General features: G+C 73.9%; 17 protein-coding genes and 1 tRNA gene. 12 read left to right on the top strand and 6 right to left on the bottom strand.

The genetic code is table 11. The features are described 5' to 3' along the window. Window positions 1-76: 76 nt before the first annotated feature. Complete coding sequence (locus tag NX794_RS29500; protein ID WP_258782383.1) at window positions 77-1,498, top strand: GH1 family beta-glucosidase; 1,422 nt, start codon at window positions 77-79, stop codon at window positions 1,496-1,498. A gap of 103 nt (window positions 1,499-1,601) precedes the next feature. Here the strand turns inward: NX794_RS29500 and NX794_RS29495 are convergent, their stop codons facing one another. The 3 genes from NX794_RS29495 to NX794_RS29485 form a co-directional block, all read right to left on the bottom strand. After that, entirely contained in the window at window positions 1,602-3,050 is a 1,449-nt protein-coding gene (locus NX794_RS29495; protein ID WP_258782381.1) for a glycoside hydrolase family 18 protein, read from the bottom strand. A gap of 110 nt (window positions 3,051-3,160) precedes the next feature. Next, complete coding sequence (locus NX794_RS29490; protein ID WP_258782380.1) at window positions 3,161-4,564, bottom strand: sensor histidine kinase; 1,404 nt, start codon at window positions 4,562-4,564, stop codon at window positions 3,161-3,163. Next, window positions 4,561-5,265: a response regulator transcription factor gene (locus tag NX794_RS29485; protein ID WP_258782379.1), complete on the bottom strand. Its 705-nt coding sequence runs from the start codon at window positions 5,263-5,265 to the stop codon at window positions 4,561-4,563. Before NX794_RS29485 ends, NX794_RS29490 begins: the two co-directional genes overlap by 4 nt. Window positions 5,266-5,844: 579 nt before the next feature. Here NX794_RS29485 and NX794_RS29480 point away from each other — a divergent pair. The 3 genes from NX794_RS29480 (at window position 5,845) to NX794_RS29470 (ending at window position 8,050) form a co-directional block, all read left to right on the top strand. Continuing rightward, window positions 5,845-6,663, top strand: coding sequence for a hypothetical protein (locus tag NX794_RS29480; RefSeq protein ID WP_258782378.1), 819 nt, complete (start codon window positions 5,845-5,847; stop codon window positions 6,661-6,663). 7 nt (window positions 6,664-6,670) lie between these two features. Beyond that, a complete protein-coding gene (locus tag NX794_RS29475; RefSeq protein WP_258782376.1) occupies window positions 6,671-7,273 on the top strand; it encodes a hypothetical protein in 603 nt (200 codons plus the stop codon). A 258-nt stretch (window positions 7,274-7,531) separates the two neighbouring features. Next, the gene (locus NX794_RS29470; protein WP_258782375.1) at window positions 7,532-8,050 is read left to right on the top strand and encodes a hypothetical protein; all 519 of its coding nucleotides are present in this window, start codon (window positions 7,532-7,534) and stop codon (window positions 8,048-8,050) included. 31 nt (window positions 8,051-8,081) lie between these two features. Here NX794_RS29470 and NX794_RS29465 read toward each other — a convergent pair whose 3' ends face one another. Both NX794_RS29465 and NX794_RS29460 read right to left on the bottom strand, forming a co-directional pair. Beyond that, complete coding sequence (locus NX794_RS29465) at window positions 8,082-8,951, bottom strand: spermidine synthase (protein ID WP_258782373.1); 870 nt, start codon at window positions 8,949-8,951, stop codon at window positions 8,082-8,084. A 34-nt stretch (window positions 8,952-8,985) separates the two neighbouring features. Beyond that, complete coding sequence (locus NX794_RS29460; RefSeq protein ID WP_258782372.1) at window positions 8,986-9,399, bottom strand: hypothetical protein; 414 nt, start codon at window positions 9,397-9,399, stop codon at window positions 8,986-8,988. Between the two features lie 272 nt (window positions 9,400-9,671). Here NX794_RS29460 and NX794_RS29455 point away from each other — a divergent pair, with 272 nt between their 5' ends. After that, complete coding sequence (locus NX794_RS29455; RefSeq protein WP_258782371.1) at window positions 9,672-11,231, top strand: NsdA family TPR-like regulatory protein; 1,560 nt, start codon at window positions 9,672-9,674, stop codon at window positions 11,229-11,231. 50 nt (window positions 11,232-11,281) lie between these two features. Here NX794_RS29455 and NX794_RS29450 read toward each other — a convergent pair whose 3' ends face one another. After that, a complete protein-coding gene (locus NX794_RS29450) occupies window positions 11,282-11,878 on the bottom strand; it encodes a histidine phosphatase family protein (protein ID WP_258782370.1) in 597 nt (198 codons plus the stop codon). A gap of 193 nt (window positions 11,879-12,071) precedes the next feature. On the opposite strand from NX794_RS29450, the gene NX794_RS29445 reads away from it, so the two are divergent. The 7 genes from NX794_RS29445 to NX794_RS29415 all read left to right on the top strand — a co-directional run bounded on the left by NX794_RS29445 (window position 12,072) and on the right by NX794_RS29415 (window position 18,374). Then, window positions 12,072-13,013, top strand: a complete 942-nt coding sequence (locus NX794_RS29445; RefSeq protein WP_258782368.1) for a phosphatase PAP2 family protein — start codon at window positions 12,072-12,074, stop codon at window positions 13,011-13,013. Next, window positions 12,910-14,193 carry a hypothetical protein gene (locus tag NX794_RS29440; protein WP_428985982.1) on the top strand — a complete coding sequence of 428 codons (1,284 nt, stop codon included), beginning with the start codon at window positions 12,910-12,912 and terminating at the stop codon, window positions 14,191-14,193. Before NX794_RS29445 ends, NX794_RS29440 begins: the two co-directional genes overlap by 104 nt. After that, complete coding sequence (locus NX794_RS29435) at window positions 14,184-15,773, top strand: hypothetical protein (protein ID WP_258782367.1); 1,590 nt, start codon at window positions 14,184-14,186, stop codon at window positions 15,771-15,773. The genes NX794_RS29440 and NX794_RS29435 overlap by 10 nt, the downstream gene beginning before the upstream one ends. Beyond that, a complete protein-coding gene (locus NX794_RS29430; RefSeq protein WP_258782366.1) occupies window positions 15,770-17,107 on the top strand; it encodes an AAA domain-containing protein in 1,338 nt (445 codons plus the stop codon). Before NX794_RS29435 ends, NX794_RS29430 begins: the two co-directional genes overlap by 4 nt. 136 nt (window positions 17,108-17,243) lie before the next feature. Further along, entirely contained in the window at window positions 17,244-17,612 is a 369-nt protein-coding gene (locus NX794_RS29425; protein ID WP_258782365.1) for a hypothetical protein, read from the top strand. 122 nt (window positions 17,613-17,734) lie between these two features. Beyond that, window positions 17,735-18,310, top strand: a complete 576-nt coding sequence (locus tag NX794_RS29420) for a bifunctional DNA primase/polymerase (RefSeq protein ID WP_258782363.1) — start codon at window positions 17,735-17,737, stop codon at window positions 18,308-18,310. Further along, window positions 18,301-18,374 (top strand) — tRNA-Lys (locus tag NX794_RS29415). Before NX794_RS29420 ends, NX794_RS29415 begins: the two co-directional genes overlap by 10 nt. The last annotated feature ends 1,023 nt before the right edge of the window (window positions 18,375-19,397 follow it).

Genomic DNA, 19,397 nt, shown 5'->3' with positions numbered 1-19,397 from the left:
CCCTCTTTCGCTTTTCTTTCCTTCTTCTCCTTCCTCACCTCGTCGGTCCTCTCACGACCCCCCTGGGAGCGCTTTCATGTCTGACTCCGTTTTTCCGCCCGCCTTCCTCTGGGGCTCGGCGACCTCCGCGTACCAGATCGAGGGCGCGGTGCGGGAGGGCGGCCGTACGCCGTCGATCTGGGACACCTTCAGCCACACACCGGGGAAGACGGCCGGCGGTGAGACCGGTGACATCGCCGTCGACCACTTCCACCGCTACCGCGAGGACGTGGCGCTCATGGCCGACCTGGGCCTGAACGCCTACCGGTTCTCCGTCTCCTGGTCCCGGGTGCAGCCGACCGGACGCGGCCCGGCGGTGCAGGTGGGCCTGGACTTCTACCGCCGGCTGGTGGACGAGCTGCTCGCCAAGGGCATCCGGCCGGCGGTCACCCTCTACCACTGGGACCTGCCGCAGGAGCTGGAGGACGCGGGCGGCTGGCCGGAGCGGGACACCGCGCTGCGCTTCGCCGAGTACGCGTCCGTCGTCGGCGAGGCGCTCGGTGACCGGGTGGAGCACTGGATCACCCTCAACGAGCCCTGGTGCAGCGCCTTCCTCGGCTACGGCTCGGGGGTGCACGCGCCGGGCCGTACCGACCCGGTGGCCTCGCTGCGCGCCGCGCACCACCTCAACCTCGCGCACGGGCTGGCCGCCACGGCGCTGCGCGCGGTGATGCCGGCCCGCAACGAGATCGCGATCAGCCTCAACTCCTCGGTGGTACGGCCGCTCTCCCAGGACCCGGCCGACCTGGCCGCGGCCCGCCGGATCGACGACCTGGCCAACGGGGTCTTCCACGGGCCGCTGCTGCACGGCTCGTACCCCTCCTCGCTGATCGACGCCACCTCGCCGATCACCGACTGGTCGTACGTGCGCGACGCCGACCTGCGGATCATCAAGGCGGCGCCGCTGGACGCGCTCGGTCTGAACTACTACACGCCGGCGCTGGTCTCGGCGGCCCCGGACCGGGTCGCGGGTCCGCGCGCGGACGGGCACGGTGCCAGCGAGCACTCGCCCTGGCCGGGCGCCGACGACGTGCTGTTCCACCAGACGCCGGGCGAGCGCACCGAGATGGGCTGGTCGATCGATCCGACGGGCCTGTACGACCTGCTGATGCGCTACACCCGCGAGGCCCCGGGGCTGCCGCTGTACGTCACGGAGAACGGCGCGGCCTACGACGACAAGCCCGACGCCGAGGGCCGGGTGCACGACCCCGAGCGCATCGCCTATCTGCACGGCCACCTGGCGGAGGTGCGCCGCGCCCTCACCGACGGGGCCGACGTGCGCGGCTACTACCTGTGGTCCCTGCTGGACAACTTCGAGTGGGCGTACGGGTACGGCAAGCGGTTCGGCGCGGTGTACGTGGACTACGCGACGCTGGAGCGGACGCCGAAGTCGAGCGCGCGGTGGTACGCGCGGGCGGCGCGGACGGGTGTGCTGCCGCCGGTGACGGCCGAGGTCTGAGCCCCCGGGTTCCGGGCCCACGGGAAAGGGGCGCGGCCCTCCCCCCGGAGTCACCGCGCCCCCGCTCAAGGGACCCGTCAGCGGATCAGCTCAGTGGATCAGTTCAGTGGAACGCTCCGAACGCCTTCGAGAAGGCGAACTTGTCCTGGGTGACGGAGCTGCACGTGGCGTCGGCGGTGGGCTTGGTGCCGCCGTCGCACTGCTTGTCGCGGGTGGCGGACCACATGGAGAGCCAGCCGAGGCCCTTGGACTTGGCGAAGTTCACCAGCTGGGTGGCGTCGTCGACCTTGAAGACCTCGGAGGAGACGTCGTTGACGCCGATCATCGGAGTGACCGCGACGGCCTTCCAGGCGGCGGTGTCCGACAACCCCAGCACGCTCTTGACCTGCGCCTGGGTGGCGGTCGCGGCCTGCTCGGCGTAGCCGCCCATGTCACCGCTGTACGAGGCGCCGTAGTCCATCGCCATGATGTTGACGGTGTTGATCTTCACGCCGTTGGACTTGGCGTTGGACAGCAGGTTCACTCCGTCCTGGGTGAGGCCCTCGGGCATCACCGGGAGGGTGAAGGAGACGTCCAGGCCGGGGTGCTGGGCCTGGAGTTTGGCGATGGCCTGGGCGCGGCGGGTGTTGGCGGCCGTGTTCGGCAGCGCGCCGCCCTCGACGTCGAAGTCGACCTTGGTGAGCTTGAAGGCGTCCACGGCCTTGCCGTACGCCGCCGCCAGGGCGTCCGCCGAGGAGCAGGTGGTGGCCAGCTCGGAACCGGAGGCGCCGCCGAAGGAAACCCGGACGTCGCCGCCCTTGGCGCGCAGCGAGCCGATCTGCGCGGCCACGCCGTCGGCGGTGAGGTCGGTGACACCGCCCCACTTGGGGGTGCAGCCGCCGCCGTCGGTGACGAAGGCCAGGTTGTAGTTCTTCACGCCGGTGGCGTCGGCGGCGCCGAGCAGGTCGAAGGCCGGGTAGAGGGAGGTGTCGACGTAGGGGGCGAAGCCGGCGGAGTCGGCGGTGCCGCTGCCGGTGCCGCCGGTGGGGGTGGGGGTGGCGCTGTGGGTGGGGGTGGCCGTCTGCGTCGGCGTCGGGGCCGGGGTCTGGGGGTCGGTGGGCCGGCCGCTGGGCTCGGGGGTGGCGCCGCCGTCGGCGGAACAGGTGGTGCCGTCGATCCGGCAACCGCTCGGGGCGCCGCTGCCGTTGACGACGAAGCCGACGGTCACCGACTTGCCGACGGCGAGGCCCTCGGTGTCCCACTTGGCGGGCTTGACGGTGACGTGCCGGCCGCTGACCGTGGACTCGCCGTTCCACAGGGAGGACAGGGTAGCGCCGGCCGGGAGGTCGAACTCCAGCGTCCAGGTCTTCTCGGTGCCGCCGCTGTTGTTGGTGACGACGTACTGGCCGCTGTACCCGGACGACCAGTCGCTGGTCCTGGTGTAGGCGGCGTTCACCCCGGCCGCGTTGGCGGTGCCGGTGAGCAGGACCGCGCCGCCACCGATCACGGCCGCGGCGACCAGACCGCCTATCGCCTTGTTCCTGCCACTGATCCTGCGCCGGTGCGTGCTCATGCGCGTGCCTGCCTTCGCTGTTCACGGGGGTGAGGTGCGGGAGCACGCTAGCGGCCGGGAAACGGGCAAACGGGCTGATCGGGACGGCTGCCGACGACCTTAGGGTTCGCTTAAGGAAGCGATCGGAGCCGGTTAAAGGTCGCGCCCGCTTTGCCCGTTCGCCGTCTTCGCACGGCCCCCCGGTGGCCCCGGCCGACCGGTCGCCGGCTGTCGAGCTGGAGCCAGAGGCGCACCTCGGTGCCGCCGAGGACGGAGGAGCCGATCCGGACGTCACCGCCGGTGGACTCGGCGAGGCGGCGCACGATGTCGAGGCCGAGCCCGGTCGAGCCGTCGTGCCCGGAGCCCTGGCCTCGGGCCATCGCCGCGTCCGGGTCGGGTATGCCGGGGCCCGCGTCGGAGACCAGCACGATCACCGCGTCCTCGGCGTTGTGCACGTCGACCGCGAAGGCGGTGCCCTCGGAGGTGTGCCGGAAGACGTTGCCGAGCAGGGCGTCGAGCGCGGCGGCCAGGTCGGTGCGGGCCACGGGGACCCGCACCGGGTGGTCGACGCCGGCCAGCCGCCAGGTGCGGCCCTCGTCCTCGGCGAGCGCGGACCAGAACTCCATGCGACGGCGGACCACTTCGGCCGCGTCACAGCCGACGCCGGGTCCGGGCGCCGCCGTCTGCGGCTTGGCCTCGCGGGCGGTGCGGATGATGGTGTCGACCTCGCGCTCCAGCTGGGCGACGGCCGCCCGGGTCTGCTCGGCCGCCGGATCGGCGCCCAGGGACGCGGTGTTGAGCCGCAGGACGGTGAGCGGGGTGCGCAGCCGGTGCGAGAGGTCGGCGGCCAGTTCGCGTTCGTTGGCGAGGAGCTGGACCACCTGGTCGGCCATCGAGTTGAACGCGACGGCGGCCAGCCGCAGTTCGGTGGGGCCGTCCTCCGGGACACGGGAGCCCAGTCTGCCCTCGCCCAGTTCGTGCGCGCCCTTCACCAGGCGCTGGGCCGGGCGCACCATGCGCACGCCGAGCCGGTCGGCGACGGCGACGGAGCCGACGATCAGCGCGAGACCGACGGCCGCGAGGACCGCCCAGGCGGTGCCGACGCCGTGGGTGACCTCGGCCTCGGGGACGTAGACCTCGACGACCGCGATGGAGCCGGTGCCGAGTGCCACCGGCTGGAGGAGGGTGGAGCCGCCGGTGACGGTGGTGGTGGAGGCGCGGCCCATGGCGCGCACGGCCCGGATGTCGCGGTCGGCGGCGCGCTGCCGGCCGAGGTCGAGGGCGGCCCGGCCGCCGTCGCCAGGCAGGTGCACGGCCATGCCGGAGTCGGCGCCGGCGGAGGCCACCACCCGCTCCAGCTTGTCCCGGTCGGTGGTGATGGACAGCGCGGGCGCGACCGCCGCGGCCTCCCGCTCGGCGTTGGCGAAGGCGCGGTCGCGGGCCATCTCCTTGACGACCAGGCCGAGCGGCACCGCGAAGGCGACCACGACCATGGTGGTGACGGCCAGGCAGACCTTGACCAGGGCCCACCTCATCGCGGGCCTCCGTCCACCGGTGGCTCCAGCTTCACGCCGACGCCCCGCAGGGTGTGCAGATAGCGGGGCCGGGCCGCCGTCTCCCCCAGTTTCCGGCGCAGCCAGGACAGATGGACGTCGATGGTCTGGTCGTCGCCGTAGGACTGCTGCCAGACCTCGGCGAGGAGTTCCCGGCGCGGGACGACGACGCCGGGGCGGCCGGCGAGGAAGGCGAGGAGGTCGAACTCGCGGCGGGTGAGGTCGAGTCGGGTGCCGTCCAGCTCGGCCTGGCGGCGCCGCGGGTCGACGGTCAGGCCGCCGACCCGCAGCACGGAGGGGGGCGGTGCCTCGGCCGCCCCGGCGCGGGAGCGGCGCAGCACGGCGGCGATACGGGCGGAGAGGTGCTCGACGGAGAACGGCTTGGTGAGGTAGTCGTCCGCGCCCGCGTTCAGCAGCCGGACGACCTCCGTCTCGTCGTCCCGGGCGGTGGCGATGATGACGGGCACGTCGGTGATGCCGCGCAGCATCTTCAGGGCCTCGGAGCCGTCCAGGTCGGGCAGTCCGAGGTCCAGGATGACCACGTCGAAGCGGAAATGGGCGACCTCGCGCAGCGCCTCCAGTGCCGTGCCGACGCTGCGCACGATGTGCGAGGCGTCGGTCAGATGCCGGATGAGCGCCGAGCGGACGAACTGGTCGTCCTCGACCACGAGCACACTTGCCATGCGCCGCACCGTACGCCATGCGGACGGACCCGGCCGGGGCCTGTGGACAACTCCGGCCCGGCCGGATACGGCCGGGCCCATCAGGTGGAAAGGCGTCTGCCGAGCGCCTGGGCGATCGGTCTTACCGGATGCACCGCTGAGCACACGAGTCATGCGCCGGACCGTGGATCAAGCGGTGGAACCCCGCTTCCTCCTGTCTGCGAGGCCGCTGCACACCCGTGCACCACTCACCAGACGCTTCCTCCGTCCACTTCCCCCACAGGCGTCCATGCGCGTCGCGGCTTGCCCGCGCCCCCACACACGCAAGCAAGCCCGAACCCTCGGTTAAGCGCAACACATGATCTTGGTAAGAAACACATAAGGGCAGGGCGGGGTGTGTTTACGCGGCATGGGTGGCGCGGTCGGCGTCACGGGGTGTGGGTCGGGGCGATAGCCCTTGCCCTCTTGGGGACCGCAGTACCCGTAGCGGGGGCTGGGACGGCCATCGCACAGGCAAGCGAGCGTGCGCCCGCGACAGCGGCAGGCACACCGGAGTCGAAGGCGAGCGCTCTCGCGGCGGAGTCAGGTGAGCGCGTAGCAGTGGAGTCGGCGATCGACGAGTCCTCCCAGGTCTTCGCGAACCCGGACGGTACCTTCACCCGGGAGATGAGTGCTGCCCCCGTCCGCGCCCGGAAGGACGACGGAAGCTGGGCGCCCATCGACACCATCCTCGTGCGCAAAGCCGATGGCTCTGTGCGTGCGAAGAACACGACGGCCGACATCGCCTTCTCCGGGGGTGGTACCGAGGCCGCATTGGTGACATTGACGGACGAGGGGCAGGAGTTGCGGCTCGGCTGGCCGACCGCGCTCCCCGAGCCCCGGCTCGACGGCGACACTGCCACGTACGGCAGGATCCTCCCGGACGTCGATCTGAGAGTGACCGCGCAGAGTTCCGGCTACACGTCCGTGCTCGTGGTCAAGACCGCGGAGGCGGCCTGGAATCCGGCGCTCGCCAAGATCAGGATGACCGTCTCCGGGGGCGGTCTGGACATCGTCCCGACAGCGGACGGCGGTTTCGTCGCGCGCGACGGTGACGGCAGCCCGGTGTTCGAAAGCCCGGCGGGGCGGATGTGGGACCCGGCAGGCGACACACCGGCCAACGGCTCTGCCTCTGCCTGCGTCGCCACACAACTCGTCCGGACCGCTGCCGCAGGCGCAGCGCAGGCCGAGGGCCCCGGCGACGGCGACGCCGCGGCCGAGCTCCCGCTGAAGGTCACCGGCACCAAGACGATCGGCAACATCAACAGGAAAATGGCCCATCCCAAGACGAGTGGTGCCGAACGGGACCTTCTCGTCGCGGACCTGGGTCGGGCCAGCAGGATGTTGGACTTCTCCGAGCAGTTCGTCCCTAGGGGGTGATTGGAGCGTGACAGTGACGCATGACGAATACGTACGGCAACTGACGGCGCGGGCGAAGGACGGCACCATCCCGCAGCGAGAGGTGAGGGAGATCGCCCAGACCCTCTCAGAGGGGCGGGCCGGCCGTGACCTCTACCGGCTGTTGTACGCCGTGGCCCGCGCGGGTGGTCCGGCATACGAGTCGCTGGTAGCCGGTTATCTGATCCATCCTGAGGACCCGGAGGTCTCAGCGCTCGCCGTACAGGTACTCACCGGGCACTGGCGAGTGGGAGCGAAGTACCGGAAGCAGATCATCGAGTTGCTGGGTTCTCCCGATTGGGACCTCAATGACGACGCTTTCATAGCCGCGGTCTCGGGCGCGGGGGAGATTCTGCACGACGCGTTCGACGCTGGACTGCTGCGCGCCCTCTTGAAGCTCGCCCAGGAGGGCCGCGGTGAGTACGACGACGATCTCGTGCGGCGCCTCGCCGTCGAGGCGATCGCCCGTGCGCTGGGTGCCGGCCATGCCGAGTCGATGGGGCCGCCCGAGGGCGTCACGCGTGCCGAGTGGTCACGGGGCCTGATGAGAGCCGCGCACGACCGACTGCACGAGGCAGCGCCTCAGTCCTGAACCCACTGGTGCCTGAACAGGCCCCGGCCGAGCATGCTCAGGCCGGGGCCTGCCGACACCCCAAGGGATGTGCCCTCGTCCCGAACCGTCCTCAATGCGCTTCCGCAGGAGGTGTTTCGGCTGTCAGCCGTTCCCTGGCCTCGGGCGAGGCCGCCCGGGGCGGGGTTGTCTGACTACTCCGGACCGAGTGTGTGCCCTGGGGACAGCGCTGTGGACAAGCGGTGCGGCAGGCGGTGCCGGTGGGGCAGTATGGGCGCGATGCGCAGAGGACTCGTACACGTACTGGCGTGGCTGCTGGCGACGGCGGCGGCGGTCACGCTGTCGTGGTGGGGTGTGCACTCGGTGCTGGCGGGCACCGCGTACGACCCGCCGCGCGCCCTGCCGGTCACGGCGGCGGGCGCACCGGCCCGGGAGGCGAAGGCGCCGTCGAGTCCGCCGTCCTCGGCACCGGCGCGTGACCGGTCCCCCGCACCGGCCCCGTCCGCGTCGCGCACCCCGGCCGACACGAACCGCCCGTCCCCGAGCGTCTCCGCGCCCTCCGCATCCTCTGCGTCCGGTCACGTCAAGGCGTACGACACCGACGGCGGGCGGGCGGTGTTCGAGCTGGGCGCGGCCGACGCGACGCTGGTCTCGGCGACGCCGGGAACCGGCTGGTCGATGCAGGTGTGGAAGACCGAGACGTGGATCCGGGTGGAGTTCGCGCGGGGCACGGACCGGGTGTCGGTGTTCTGCACCTGGCACGACGGGCCGCCACACGTGGAGATCGGCACCTACTGACCGGCGCTGTCGACCGGCGCCTGCCGGCCGTTCAGCGGAACACCGAGGGCGGCGGGGCCGGGGAGGCGACCGCCGCCGCGTCCGTGACGGGGGCCGCGCCACCGGTGAAGTCGATGAGCGGGCGGCCGTGTTCGACCCGGGCGGGATGCGGGTCGGAGGCGGCGCGGCGGGTGAGTTCGGCCAGCGGCAGCGGCTGGTCGGCGGCGACCAGGACGGCGTTGCCGAAGCGTTTGCCGCGCAGTACGGCCGGGTCGGCGATCAGCGCGAGTTCGGCGAACCGGGCGGCGGCGGTGGCTATCTGGCCGCGCAGGTGGGCGAGCGGCGGGCCGTCGGCGAGGTTGGCGGCGTGCGTCCCGGTGGGTTTCAGGGCCCGGCGGACCTCGTCGAGGAACTCCGTGGAGGTGAGGTGGGCCGGGGTGCGGGCGCCGCTGAAGACGTCGGATATGACCAGGTCGGCCCAGCCGTCCGGCACCTTGGCCAGCCCCGCGCGGGCGTCCGCCGACCGCACCCGGATCCGCGCGTTCGGGTCCAACGGCAACTCCCGCCGGACCAGTTGGACGAGACCGGTGTCCCGCTCCACGACCTGCTGGGTCGACCGGGGCCGGGTCGCCGCGACGTACCGGGCGAGGCTGAGGGCGCCGCCGCCGAGGTGCACGACGTGCACGGGCTTGCCGGGCGGGGCGACCAGGTCGATGACATGGCCGAGGCGGCGCTGGTACTCGAAGGAGAGGTACGCCGGGTCGTCCAGGTCGACGTGGGACTGCGGTGCCCCGTCGATCAGCAGCGTCCAGGCGCGGGCCCGGTCAGGGTCCGGGACGAGCTGGGCGAGCCCGCCGTCGACCGCCTCCACGACCGCCTCGACGGCGCCCGGCCCGCGCCGCGTGTTCCTGGACCTGCCCATCCGTCCAGTCTGGCAGGTGACCGGAGCGGGCGCTTCACCGGCAGCTGTCGGCCGCCTCGATCAGCCGGGCCGCCTCCCCGAGGGCCCGGCGCAGCACCACCGGGTCGGTGGCGAGGTCGGCCTCGCCCGGCGGCAGCAGCCAGTCGGAGCCGGCCACCGGCGGCTCCGGGTTCAGGCGCAGTCCCCGGCCGTCGGTCCCGGTGCAGGTGCTGCCCGGCACGTCCCAGCAGGCGGCGGTGCCGGCCGGCACCACGAAGCCGAGGGTGCCGTCGCCGTCGTCGTGCAGCACGGGTCCCACCGCGGCCGCGGCTGCCCGGCGCAGGATGTCGACCGCCTCCAGGCCCTGCCGGGCCGGTACCGTCACCAGATCGCACTCGGGGTCACCCGCCGGAGCGGACGGCACCGAAAGCGGTGACGTACACGGTTCGTTGCTCGCGCTGCTCGCCATGCCGGCCTCCACCACACAGCCCTGTTGCGGTCCATGGAGTCCAACGCGCGAGCGTGTCAACGGCTACGGCACAAGTGCGCCGCAAAGGATGGCACTTCATGGCAGATCGTGGATGAGATATCCGGTTTGTAGCCAAACACCGCGTGGCGGGTCCCGCACAGCCGGTACGTTCATGCCCGCCGGAACCAGGGCGTCACTCGGACAACTCGTCCCGAATCGCCCCGGCACCGGCACGGATCGACGGTTCGACGGTTCGCACGAGAGGACCGGCCATGGCGTCGTCATACGCTGCCTCGTCACAGCCCGACCGGCCGTCCCGGCCCAACCTCGCCTTCCGGCACCTGCGCGGCAGGCGGTCACCGGCGGAGTTCGCGGCGCTCGTACGGCGTGCCGCGCGCGAGATCGGTGAGCGGGTGAGCTGTGACGCGCGCTACGTCGGCCGAGTCGAGGCGGGGGAGATCCGCTGCCCTAACTACGCGTACGAGCGGGTGTTCCTGCACATGTTCCCCGGCCGCACCCTCAGCGACCTCGGCTTCGCACCGCGCTCCTCGGTCCGCGGCCGGGCGGCACGGCCGGCGGCCGAGGTCACCGACGAGAGTGGCAGCGCGTTTGAGACGGAGGAGACGGCCGAGCCGTATGACACGGAGGGGCCGCATGACACGGGGAGGCCGTATGACACGGAGGGGCCGTACGACCCGCGAGAACTGAGCGACCCGCACGAACTGACCGACCCACCCGAACCGTCCGCCCCGATCGAACCGTACGGCCCACGTGAGGCGTACGCGAGTGACCACCTGAACCACGAGGAGAGCGACGTGCTGCGTCGCGCATTCATGACCGGGGGCGCCACCGTGGCAGCCGCCGCCCTGGGCCCGCTCGGGCTCGCCACCGGCGCAGCGGCCGCCGTACGGGCCCCGCGCCGGCCCGGCGGCGCCGAGGCGGTCGCCCTGGAGGACGCCGTCCGCCGTATCCGGCTGCTCGACGACCGGCACGGCGCGGACGGCCTGTACCAGCGCGCGGCGGCTCCGCTGCGCGCCGCCTACGCGCTGCTGGACGCCGGCGCGACCCGGCAGACCACCGTCGACCGGCTGCACGCGGGCGCCGGTGAACTGGCCATCTCGGTGGGCTGGCTCGCCCACGACTCCGGGCGCTTCGACGACGCCCGCTCGCACTACGCGGAGGCGCTGGCCACGGCCCGGATGACCGGGGACCCGGGCCTTGAGGCGCACGCCTTCTGCAACACCGCGTTCCTGGCCCGGGACGCCGGCCGCCCCCGGGAGGCGGTCCGGGCCGCGCAGGCCGCCCAGCGGGCCGCGCGTCCGCTCGGCTCCGCGCGGCTGATGTCCCTGCTCGCGCTGCGGGAGGCGGGCGGCTGGGCGGGGCTCGCCGACCGCACGGGGTGCGAACAGGCACTGGTGCGGGCGCAGGCCCTCTTCGCCCGCGGCCACTCGGACGCCGACCCCGAGTGGATGAGCTTCTACGGCGAGGCCGAGCTGGCGGGCCTGGAGGCGCAGTGCTGGTCCACGTTGGGCGACTGGCGGCGGGCGTCCCGGCACGCGCGGCGCGCGGCCCGGCTCCAGGACCCGCACTTCACCCGCAACATCGCTCTCTACACGGCCGAGCTGGCCGACGACCTCGCGCGCGAGGGCCGCCCCGACGAGGCGGCCGAGGCCGGCCTGCGCGTGCTGACCCTGCTCGACCAGGTCCAGTCGTCCCGCATCCAGACGATGCTGGCGGCCACCGCGCGCGTACTGCTGCCGCACCGGCGGGCATCGGGGGTGGCGGCCTTCCTGGACCGGCACGCCTCGCTGCCGCGGACCACGCCGGCGTAGGCCCCCGAAGGGCGGACGCGCCGGCCCAGGACGCATCAGGCCAGGACGCGTCAGGCCGCCAGGTGCCCCACGTCGTTCCAGTTCTCCAGGGCCGGTTCGCCGTAGGCCCAGCCGAGGACGGAGAGGGACGTGGGGTTCAGGCGGATGCGGGCGGCGAAGTCGAGGGGGAGGCCGAGCCAGCGGGCGCCGATGGAGCGCAGGATGTGGCCGTGGGCGAAGACCAGGACGTCCCGGTCGGCCGCGCGGGCCCATGCCACGACCTCGTCGGCGCGTGCCGTGACCTGCGCGAGGCTTTCGCCGTCGGGGACGCCGTCGCGCCAGATCAGCCAGCCGGGCCGCACCGCCTGGATCTCGGCCGGGGTCATGCCCTCGTAGGACCCGTAGTCCCACTCCAGCAGCGCGTCCCAGTGCTCGGCGCGGTCGCCGAAGCCGGCCAGCTCGCACGTCTCACGCGCGCGGGACAGCGGGCTGGTGCGCACCTCCGCCGCCGGCAGGCCGTCCAGTGGGGCCCGGTGCAGCCGCTCGCCCAGCAGCTTCGCGCCGCGCCGCCCCTCCTCCAGCAGCGGCACATCTGTGCGGCCCGTGTGCTTGCCGGACAGCGACCACTCGGTCTGTCCGTGCCGGGCCAACAGGATGCGCGGTGCCATGAAGAGACCTCTCCGACGAAAGGGTGATATGCCGAGTCCCCTCCATCATCGCTCACCCGTCCGGGGCAACCCGTCGGCCGCTCTCGGCGTCTTGGAGGACCGAAGCGCCTGCGGGGGCGGCGTACGAACATCGTAAAGTGGCACGGTCGCCCGCCGGGGCGCGCCGTACAGCGAGCAGGGGGAGGGCGATCGGATGCCGCAGACCGAGACACCGGGCACCGAGGTGGCACCTCCCCGGTTGCGCTGGTGGACCGAGCTGCCGCTGATCGTCCTGGTCTACGGCTGCTACTCGGCCGGCCGCCTCCTCGCGCGCGGAGACGTCTCCGGCGCCGTCGACCACGGCCTGGCGATCCTGCGCGTCGAGAAGACGCTGTACCTGAACGCCGAGCACCCGCTGAACCGGCTGTTCACGCGCGAGCCCTGGATCGGGATACCGGCCGACTTCTGGTACGCCTCGCTGCACTACCTGGTCACGCCCGTCGTGCTCGTCTGGCTGTTCCGGTCCCGTGCCGCGCACTACCGGGCGGCCCGGACCTGGCTGATGACGTCCACGTTCATCGGCCTGATCGGCTTCACGCTGCTGCCGACCTGTCCGCCCCGGCTGCTGTCCGCCGGACACGGCTTCGTGGACACGATGGCCCAGTACAGCTCGTACGGCTGGTGGGGCGGCGAGGCCAGCGCGCCCCGGGGCATGGGCGGCATGACCAACCAGTACGCGGCGATGCCGAGCCTGCACGTCGGCTGGGCGCTGTGGTGCGGGGTCATGCTGTGGCGCTTCGGCGGCAACTGCCTGACGAAGGTCCTCGGCGTGGCCTACCCGCTGCTGACCGCGATCGTCGTCATGGGCACCGCCAACCACTACTTCCTGGACGCCGTCGCGGGCGTCGCCGTGATGGGCGTCGGCCTGCTGCTGGCACCGCGGGTCACCCGGGCCGCGGACGCGCTGCGCGCCCGGCTGTTCCCACGCTCCGCACCCGTCCCGGCGGTCACGGGTTCCCCGATTGTCAGTGCCGGATGCCAGACTTCCGCGGGTGAGCGAATTCCACGGCAGCGCGCATCGCGGCTCGACGCCGGAGGCGAACCGGACACCGCCCCCACGGACGCGGGGGACGGCGCTCCGGCACCGGCTCGCTGAGCTGCGCGGTCCCGACGTACCGGCCAAGTCGCTGGACGCGCGCGCCCTCGCGGCGCTCGCCGCGAACCCGGGCTGCGCGCGGCGGGCGATCCTGGACGGCGCCGGGGTGGACAAGGCCCGGCTGGCGAGCGCGCTGGGCGCGCCGTCCGGTTTCGGGCAGTCGCAGTTCGCGCTGACCCGGGGCAACGCGTTCGAGGCGAGGGTGAAGGCGGACGACGGCGCCGAGCTGCTCCGCCTGGCCCACGCCCGCCTGGACCCCGGCGCGGCACCGCCCGAGGGCGCCGCGCTGCCCGACCTGACCGCGCACGGCCCGGAGGGGCGCACCGCGCGGACGGCGCTGGCGCTGCGCGAGGCCACGCGCGCGGGCGGCTGGACCCTGCTGGACCACCCGATGCTCGCGCTGGACGTGGCCGGCTCGCTCGCCTTCCTGGAGCCGGACGCGGTCGTGGTGCACCCGGACGGCAGCTGGTCGGTGGTGGAGATCAAGTCCTTCCCGATGCTGGACGGCGCCGCCGACCCGGCGAAGGTGGGCGCCGCCGCCCGGCAGGCCGCGGTGTACGTACTGGCGCTGGAGGAGGTCGCCGCCCGCCTCGACCCCGCCCCGCCGGTACGGCATCGGGTGCTGCTGGTGTGCCCCAAGGACTTCTCCAACCTGCCCGCGGGCTCCGCCGTGGACGTCCGCAAGCAGCGCGCCGTCACCGCCCGCCAGCTGGCCCGGCTCACCCGCGTCGAGGAGATCGCCGGCGCCCTGCCGGAGGGCACCTGCTTCGCGCCCGACCAAGACCCCGAGGAGCTGACGGCCGCCGTGGAGGCCGTACCGGCGGAGTACGCGCCGGAGTGCCTGGCCGCCTGCGAGCTGGCCTTCCACTGCCGGGAACGCTCCCGCGCGGCCGGCGCGGTCACCCGGCTCGGCCGCCCGCTGCGGGCCGAGCTGGGCGGGCTTGCCACGGTCGGGGACGTCCTCGCGGCGGCCCGCGGCGAGAGCGGCGACCCGGACGACCCGGCGGTGGCCGCCCTGCGCCGGGCGGCGAGACTGCGCGCGGAGGCGCTGGCGGAGGCGGCCGTACCCCACGCGCGGGCCGAGGCGGCCGGGCCCCACGGGAGGGCAGAGGCGGCCGTATCCGACGAGCGGCCCGAGAAGGCCGTACCCGGTGGGCGGGGGGCGGTCTCATGTCCCTGATCACCACCCTCGCCCGGCTGGAGGCCGTCGACAGCGGGTGCGCGCGGGCCGCCGCGACCGTCCGGCACCGGCATCTGTCCGACCGCCCGCTGGTGTTCGTGCCGCTCATCACGGCCGGTGAGGCGGGCGCCCCGCTCGGCGCGCTGGTCGGCACCGACCGGGACGCGCCCCGGCTGCTGGTCGTGCCGCAGCCCCGCGACCGCGACCTGCGCTTCACGTTCCTGGCCGAACTCGCCGATGTCATCCTGCCGTACCTCGACTCCTACGCGCAGTCGGTGGAGGCGGCCGAGCGCACCGAGACCGACCCGGAGACCGGCAAGCGGGTCAAGGTCGAGACGGAGCTGTGCGCGGACGCACCCCAGCTGATCGTGCCGAGCCGGGCCGGCCTCGACCTGGTGCGGCTGCTCGGCCGCTCCACGCGCTTTCGCCGTACCGCCGAGCAGGACCCGGAGGCGCCCTACCCGGCACCGCCCCGGGTGCCGCTGCTGGGCCGCTGGCTGACGCACTACGGCGAGCGGGCCCGGGTGCCCGGCTCCTCGCTGCTGCTCGCACTGACCGACCTGCTCTCCCGGCACTGGGCGACCGGCCAGTCCGGCCTGGAGGACCAGCACCTGGGCGCGCTGCTGGCCTGGATCGACCCGCCCGCGGGCACCAGCGGCGCCGAGGCGGCCCGGCGGGCCGAGCTGGCGCGGGACGCGGCCGGGCAGTTGCTGTGCCCGCCGGCCGGCCCGGCCACCGACCCGGCGTTCGACAACAAGCTGCTGGCCCCGGCGTTCGAGCGCTACGACCGTGCGCGTACCGCCCTCGCCGCCGCCGAGGACCCGGTGGAGGCGGACGAGCGGCTGGCCGCGCTCACCGTCGCCGAGCGGGCGGTCCGCGAGCTGGTCGAGAGCCGGACGCGGCCCACCTGGGACGCGGTCTGGCGGGGCCTGGACCTGCTGTGGGCGCTGCCCGAGGGCGCCCGGGTGGCGGAGCGCTGGACCCGGGACCGCTGGTCGTTCACCGGGCACCGCGACCGGGTGCTGGCCGGCGAGCCGCCGCAGCCGCGCCGGGACGACGCGGTGACGGCGGCGAACAAGCTGGCCACGCGCGAGCGCGAGCAGGCCCGTCTGGAGGCGCAGGAGGCGTTGGACGACCCGCTGGAGATGGCCGGGCGGCGGCTGGCCGGCGAGGCCTTCGCGGGCGAGGTCACCGATGTGGTGATGGCGTACAGCGAGGGCAGGCGGCCGAGCCCGCGCCCGCTGGTGACCGTCCGCACGGACGACGAGCCCCGGCTGGCGGAGCGCGCGAAGGTGTTCCGTTCGCTGGGCGGCAGACCCCAGTCGGCGGAGTTCGCCGGTTACGCGGACGGGGGCGGCCTGGTGCTGCGCATCCTGGACAAGATGGGCCGCGGGAAGGAGCCGGAGCCGGGTTCGGTGCCGGAGAAGGGCGACCGGGTCTGCTTCACGCTGTTCGAGCACGAGCAGCGCGGCGGGGCGAAGCTGCCCGACCCGGAGGAGACGCCCTGGACCCACGGCGGGCCGCCCGGCGAGCCGGTGGCCGAGGCGCCCGACACCGTCACCGAGGGGGATGTGCTGTGACGACCGTCGACTTCGAGCCCGGAGCCGCCGCCGCCCGCGCCACGGACGCGATCCTGCACGACACCCTGCACGGCACCGAGCGGGGTGTGGTGGTGGACTCCCCGCCCGGCGCCGGCAAGTCCACGCTGGTGGTCCGCGCCGCGCTGGAACTGGCCGGCGCGGGACGGTCCCTGATGGTGGTCGCGCAGACCAACGCGCAGGTGGACGACCTGGTGCTGCGGCTCGCGGAGAAGGACCCGGAGCTGCCGGTGGGCCGGCTGCACAGCAGCGACGCGGACGCCTACGACAAGGCGCTGGACGCGCTGCCGCACGTGCGGACGTCGGCGAAGGCGGCCGACCTGGCCGGTCTGCCGGTGGTGCTGTCCACGGCCGCGAAGTGGGCGCACGTGACGGTGGACGAGCCCTGGCAGCACGCGATCGTGGACGAGGCGTACCAGATGCGCTCGGACGCGCTGCTCGCCGTGGCCGGGCTGTTCGAGCGGGCGCTGTTCGTGGGCGACCCGGGGCAGCTCGACCCGTTCGCGATCGTCGGCAGCGAGCAGTGGGCGGGGCTGTCGTACGACCCGTCGGCCTCGGCGGTCAGCACGCTGCTGGCGCACAATCCGGGGCTGCCCCAGCACCGGCTGCCGGTGTCCTGGCGGCTGCCCGCCTCGGCGGCGCCGCTGGTCTCGGACGCGTTCTACCCCTTCACCCCGTTCCGCAGCGGCACCGGGCACGGCGACCGCCGGCTGTCCTTCGCGGTGCCCTCCGACGGCTCGGGCCCGGACCGGGTGATCGACGAGGCGGCGGGCTCCGGCTGGGGCCTGCTGGAGCTGCCCGCCCGGCACACCCCGCGCACGGACCCGGAGGCGGTGCGCGCGGTCGCGGCGGTCGTACGGCGGCTGCTGGACCGGGGCGGCGCGGCCGTCTCCGAGCGCTCCCCCGACCCCGTGCCGCTCACCGCCGGCCGGATCGCCGTCGGCACCGCCCACCGCGACCAGGCGGCGGCGGTCCGCGCGGCCCTGGCCGACCTCGGGGTGTCCGGCGTGACGGTGGACACCGCGAACCGGTTGCAGGGCCGCGAGTACGACGTCACGGTCGTCCTGCACCCGCTCTCCGGGCGCCCCGACGCCACCGCCTTCCATCTGGAGACCGGCCGCCTGTGCGTCCTGGCCTCCCGGCACCGGCACGCCTGCGTCGTCGTCTGCCGCGCCGGCGTCACCGAGCTGCTGGACGACTACCCGTCCACGGAACCGGTCCAGCTGGGAACCCTGGTGAAGTTCCCGGACGGCTGGGAGGCCAATCACGCGGTGCTGGCTCATCTGGCGGAACACCGGGTGACCTGGCGGCCGTAAGCCCGGAACCCGGGCCGCGTCGGCGTCGACGGCGGGTGAAACCGCGGCCATGGGGGCCCCTTGCGTGGGCGCGGGAGAATGGACGGTGGTCCGCCGGAAGGCGGTGCCGAGCGAACGAACGAGGAGGAGACCAGACATGGCGGAGCCCACGCCGCGTCCTCATGAACCGCGGCTACGCCCCGCGCCCCTGCTCTTCGAGCCCGCGGAGGCGTCCTCGGATCCCGAGCACTTCTTCGACCTGGAGTCGATCGAGGATCCGCGCGCCCTGCTGTCCCGGGCCACCGAACTGGCCCAGGCGTTCCGCGCCGCCGCCGACCGGGCCGTGGAGTTCCAGGCGATGGCGGCGGCCCAGCTCGCCGACCCGCGCCGCTTCGACCGGCTCACCCCGGGGGACATCGCCGACCGCGCGGAGTGGACCGAGGACTACGCGAAGAAGATGGTCGAGTTCGGCCGGGACCTGATGCGGGGCGGCGACGAGGGGCGGGTGTCCGCGGATCCGCTGTAGACCGCTGTCAGTCCGCACCTGGCATATGCCGGGCGGGCAAGATACTCCGTCGCGCGTGCCCCTGTCCCGGTTTTCGGCAACCCAGGGGAACCAAGCGCTCACTACCGGTACTTGTTGACGACATGAGCAGCACACCGGACGTCACCTGTGCCACCGCCGACGGCGCCGCCTGGCTGGCCTCGGCGAGAACATTCCCGCGCGGCGCGCCGGCCCACGGGGAGGAGCAGCCGGACGCCCCGGTCGCCCTGCCCTGCGGCACCGTCTTCGACGTGGTGAGCGCGCCGGCGATCTTCGGGCGGCGGATGCTGGACCGGTTATGGGAGGACGGCCCCGGCTCGGGTCCGGTCGCGATGTTCCGGGGCCGTGTGCTGCTGTTCACCTCCCCCGGTACGGCCCAGCGGCTGCCCTCGCTGATGTCCTGGGAGGAGTGGGGCTCCCACGCCTGCCGGGCCGACGCGGTGCCGCCGCTGCTGTGCCACGGGCCCGGCGACGCGGTGACCGTCCCGGCGCCGGGCTGCGCGGAGGACTCGGGCACGGCCCGCTGGCTGGTCGCCCCCGACACCCGGCATCCCTGGCTGCCCGGCCCCGAAGTCGTGCTCTGGGCGGCGGTACGTGCCGCCCGGTCGGCGGTGCGGATATCGATTTTTCCTCCCGCCGATCAGGATGCTAAGGTCTACGACGTCAGCAGGCGCCGCTAGCTCAGTTGGTTAGAGCAGCTGACTCTTAATCAGCGGGTCCGGGGTTCGAGTCCCTGGCGGCGCACGATGGCGATGGCGAGTCTTGTCCGCGGAAAGCGCGGACCGGCTCGCCATCTCTGTTTCTGCGCGGCTTCGCCGCGCGTGGTGGGGGCTTCGCCACCCACACCCCCGATCACCGGGCGCCCTTCGTTCAGAGGGGCCCGGTGTCCTTGGCGGCGCGGGAGCGGGCGCCTCCTGTCATCCGGGGCCCGGTGTCCACGGTCAGGTCGGACCGGGCGCCCTCGATCCGTGGGGACTCCGCGTCTTCGGTGAGGCTGGACCAGATGCCCTCGGCCCGAAGCGTTCCGGCGCTGCCCCGGCCCGGCGGGGTCGCGTGCCGCTTGGCAGATGGGCCCCGGCGTCGAGCGCCCGGCGACACCCGGCACCGTCGGCCCACGCACCACCGGTTCGGCGTAGCCCGGTACCGTCGATCGGGCCCGGACCCGGCACCGTCAGTCGAGTTCGACTCGGCGTCACCAGCCCAGCGGAACCTGGCTTCCTCGGCTCGGTAGGGCCTGATGCCGGCGCCCGGCGGGGTCCAGCGCTCGCGGCCTACGGGACCCGCACCGTCAGTCCCGTAACACCCCGCACCACCAGTCAGCCAGGACCGGCACCGCCGGCCGCATTCGACCCGGCGTCGCCGCCCCGGCGGCAGTCGGCACCATCCGCCCCGGCGGAACCCGGCACCGGCGGGCGGCCCGGCACCGTCGGCCCGGCAGAACCCGGCACGGTCGGCGACCCGGCACAAACCCGCCACCGTCGGCGGCTCGACAGGACCCGCCACGGTCGGCGACCCGACAGAAACCCGCCACCGTCGGCGACCCGGCACAAACCCGCCACCGTCGGCGACCCGGCACAAACCCGCCACCGTCGGCGACCCGGCACAAACCCGCCACCGTCGGCGACCCGGCACAAACCCGCCACCGTCAGCGGCTCGACAGGACCCGGCGTCCCCGTCGCCAACCCCCCCCCCCCCCCCCCCCCCCCCACCCCCCCCCCCCCCCCCCCCCTCCCCCCCCCCCCACCCCCCCGGGTCCCCCCCCTCCCC

The sequence above is a fragment of the Streptomyces pyxinicus genome, assembly GCF_024753135.1.
In the GTDB taxonomy this organism is placed as follows: Bacteria; Actinomycetota; Actinomycetes; order Streptomycetales; family Streptomycetaceae; genus Streptomyces; species Streptomyces pyxinicus.
This window is presented reverse-complemented; position numbering and strand designations above follow the sequence as displayed.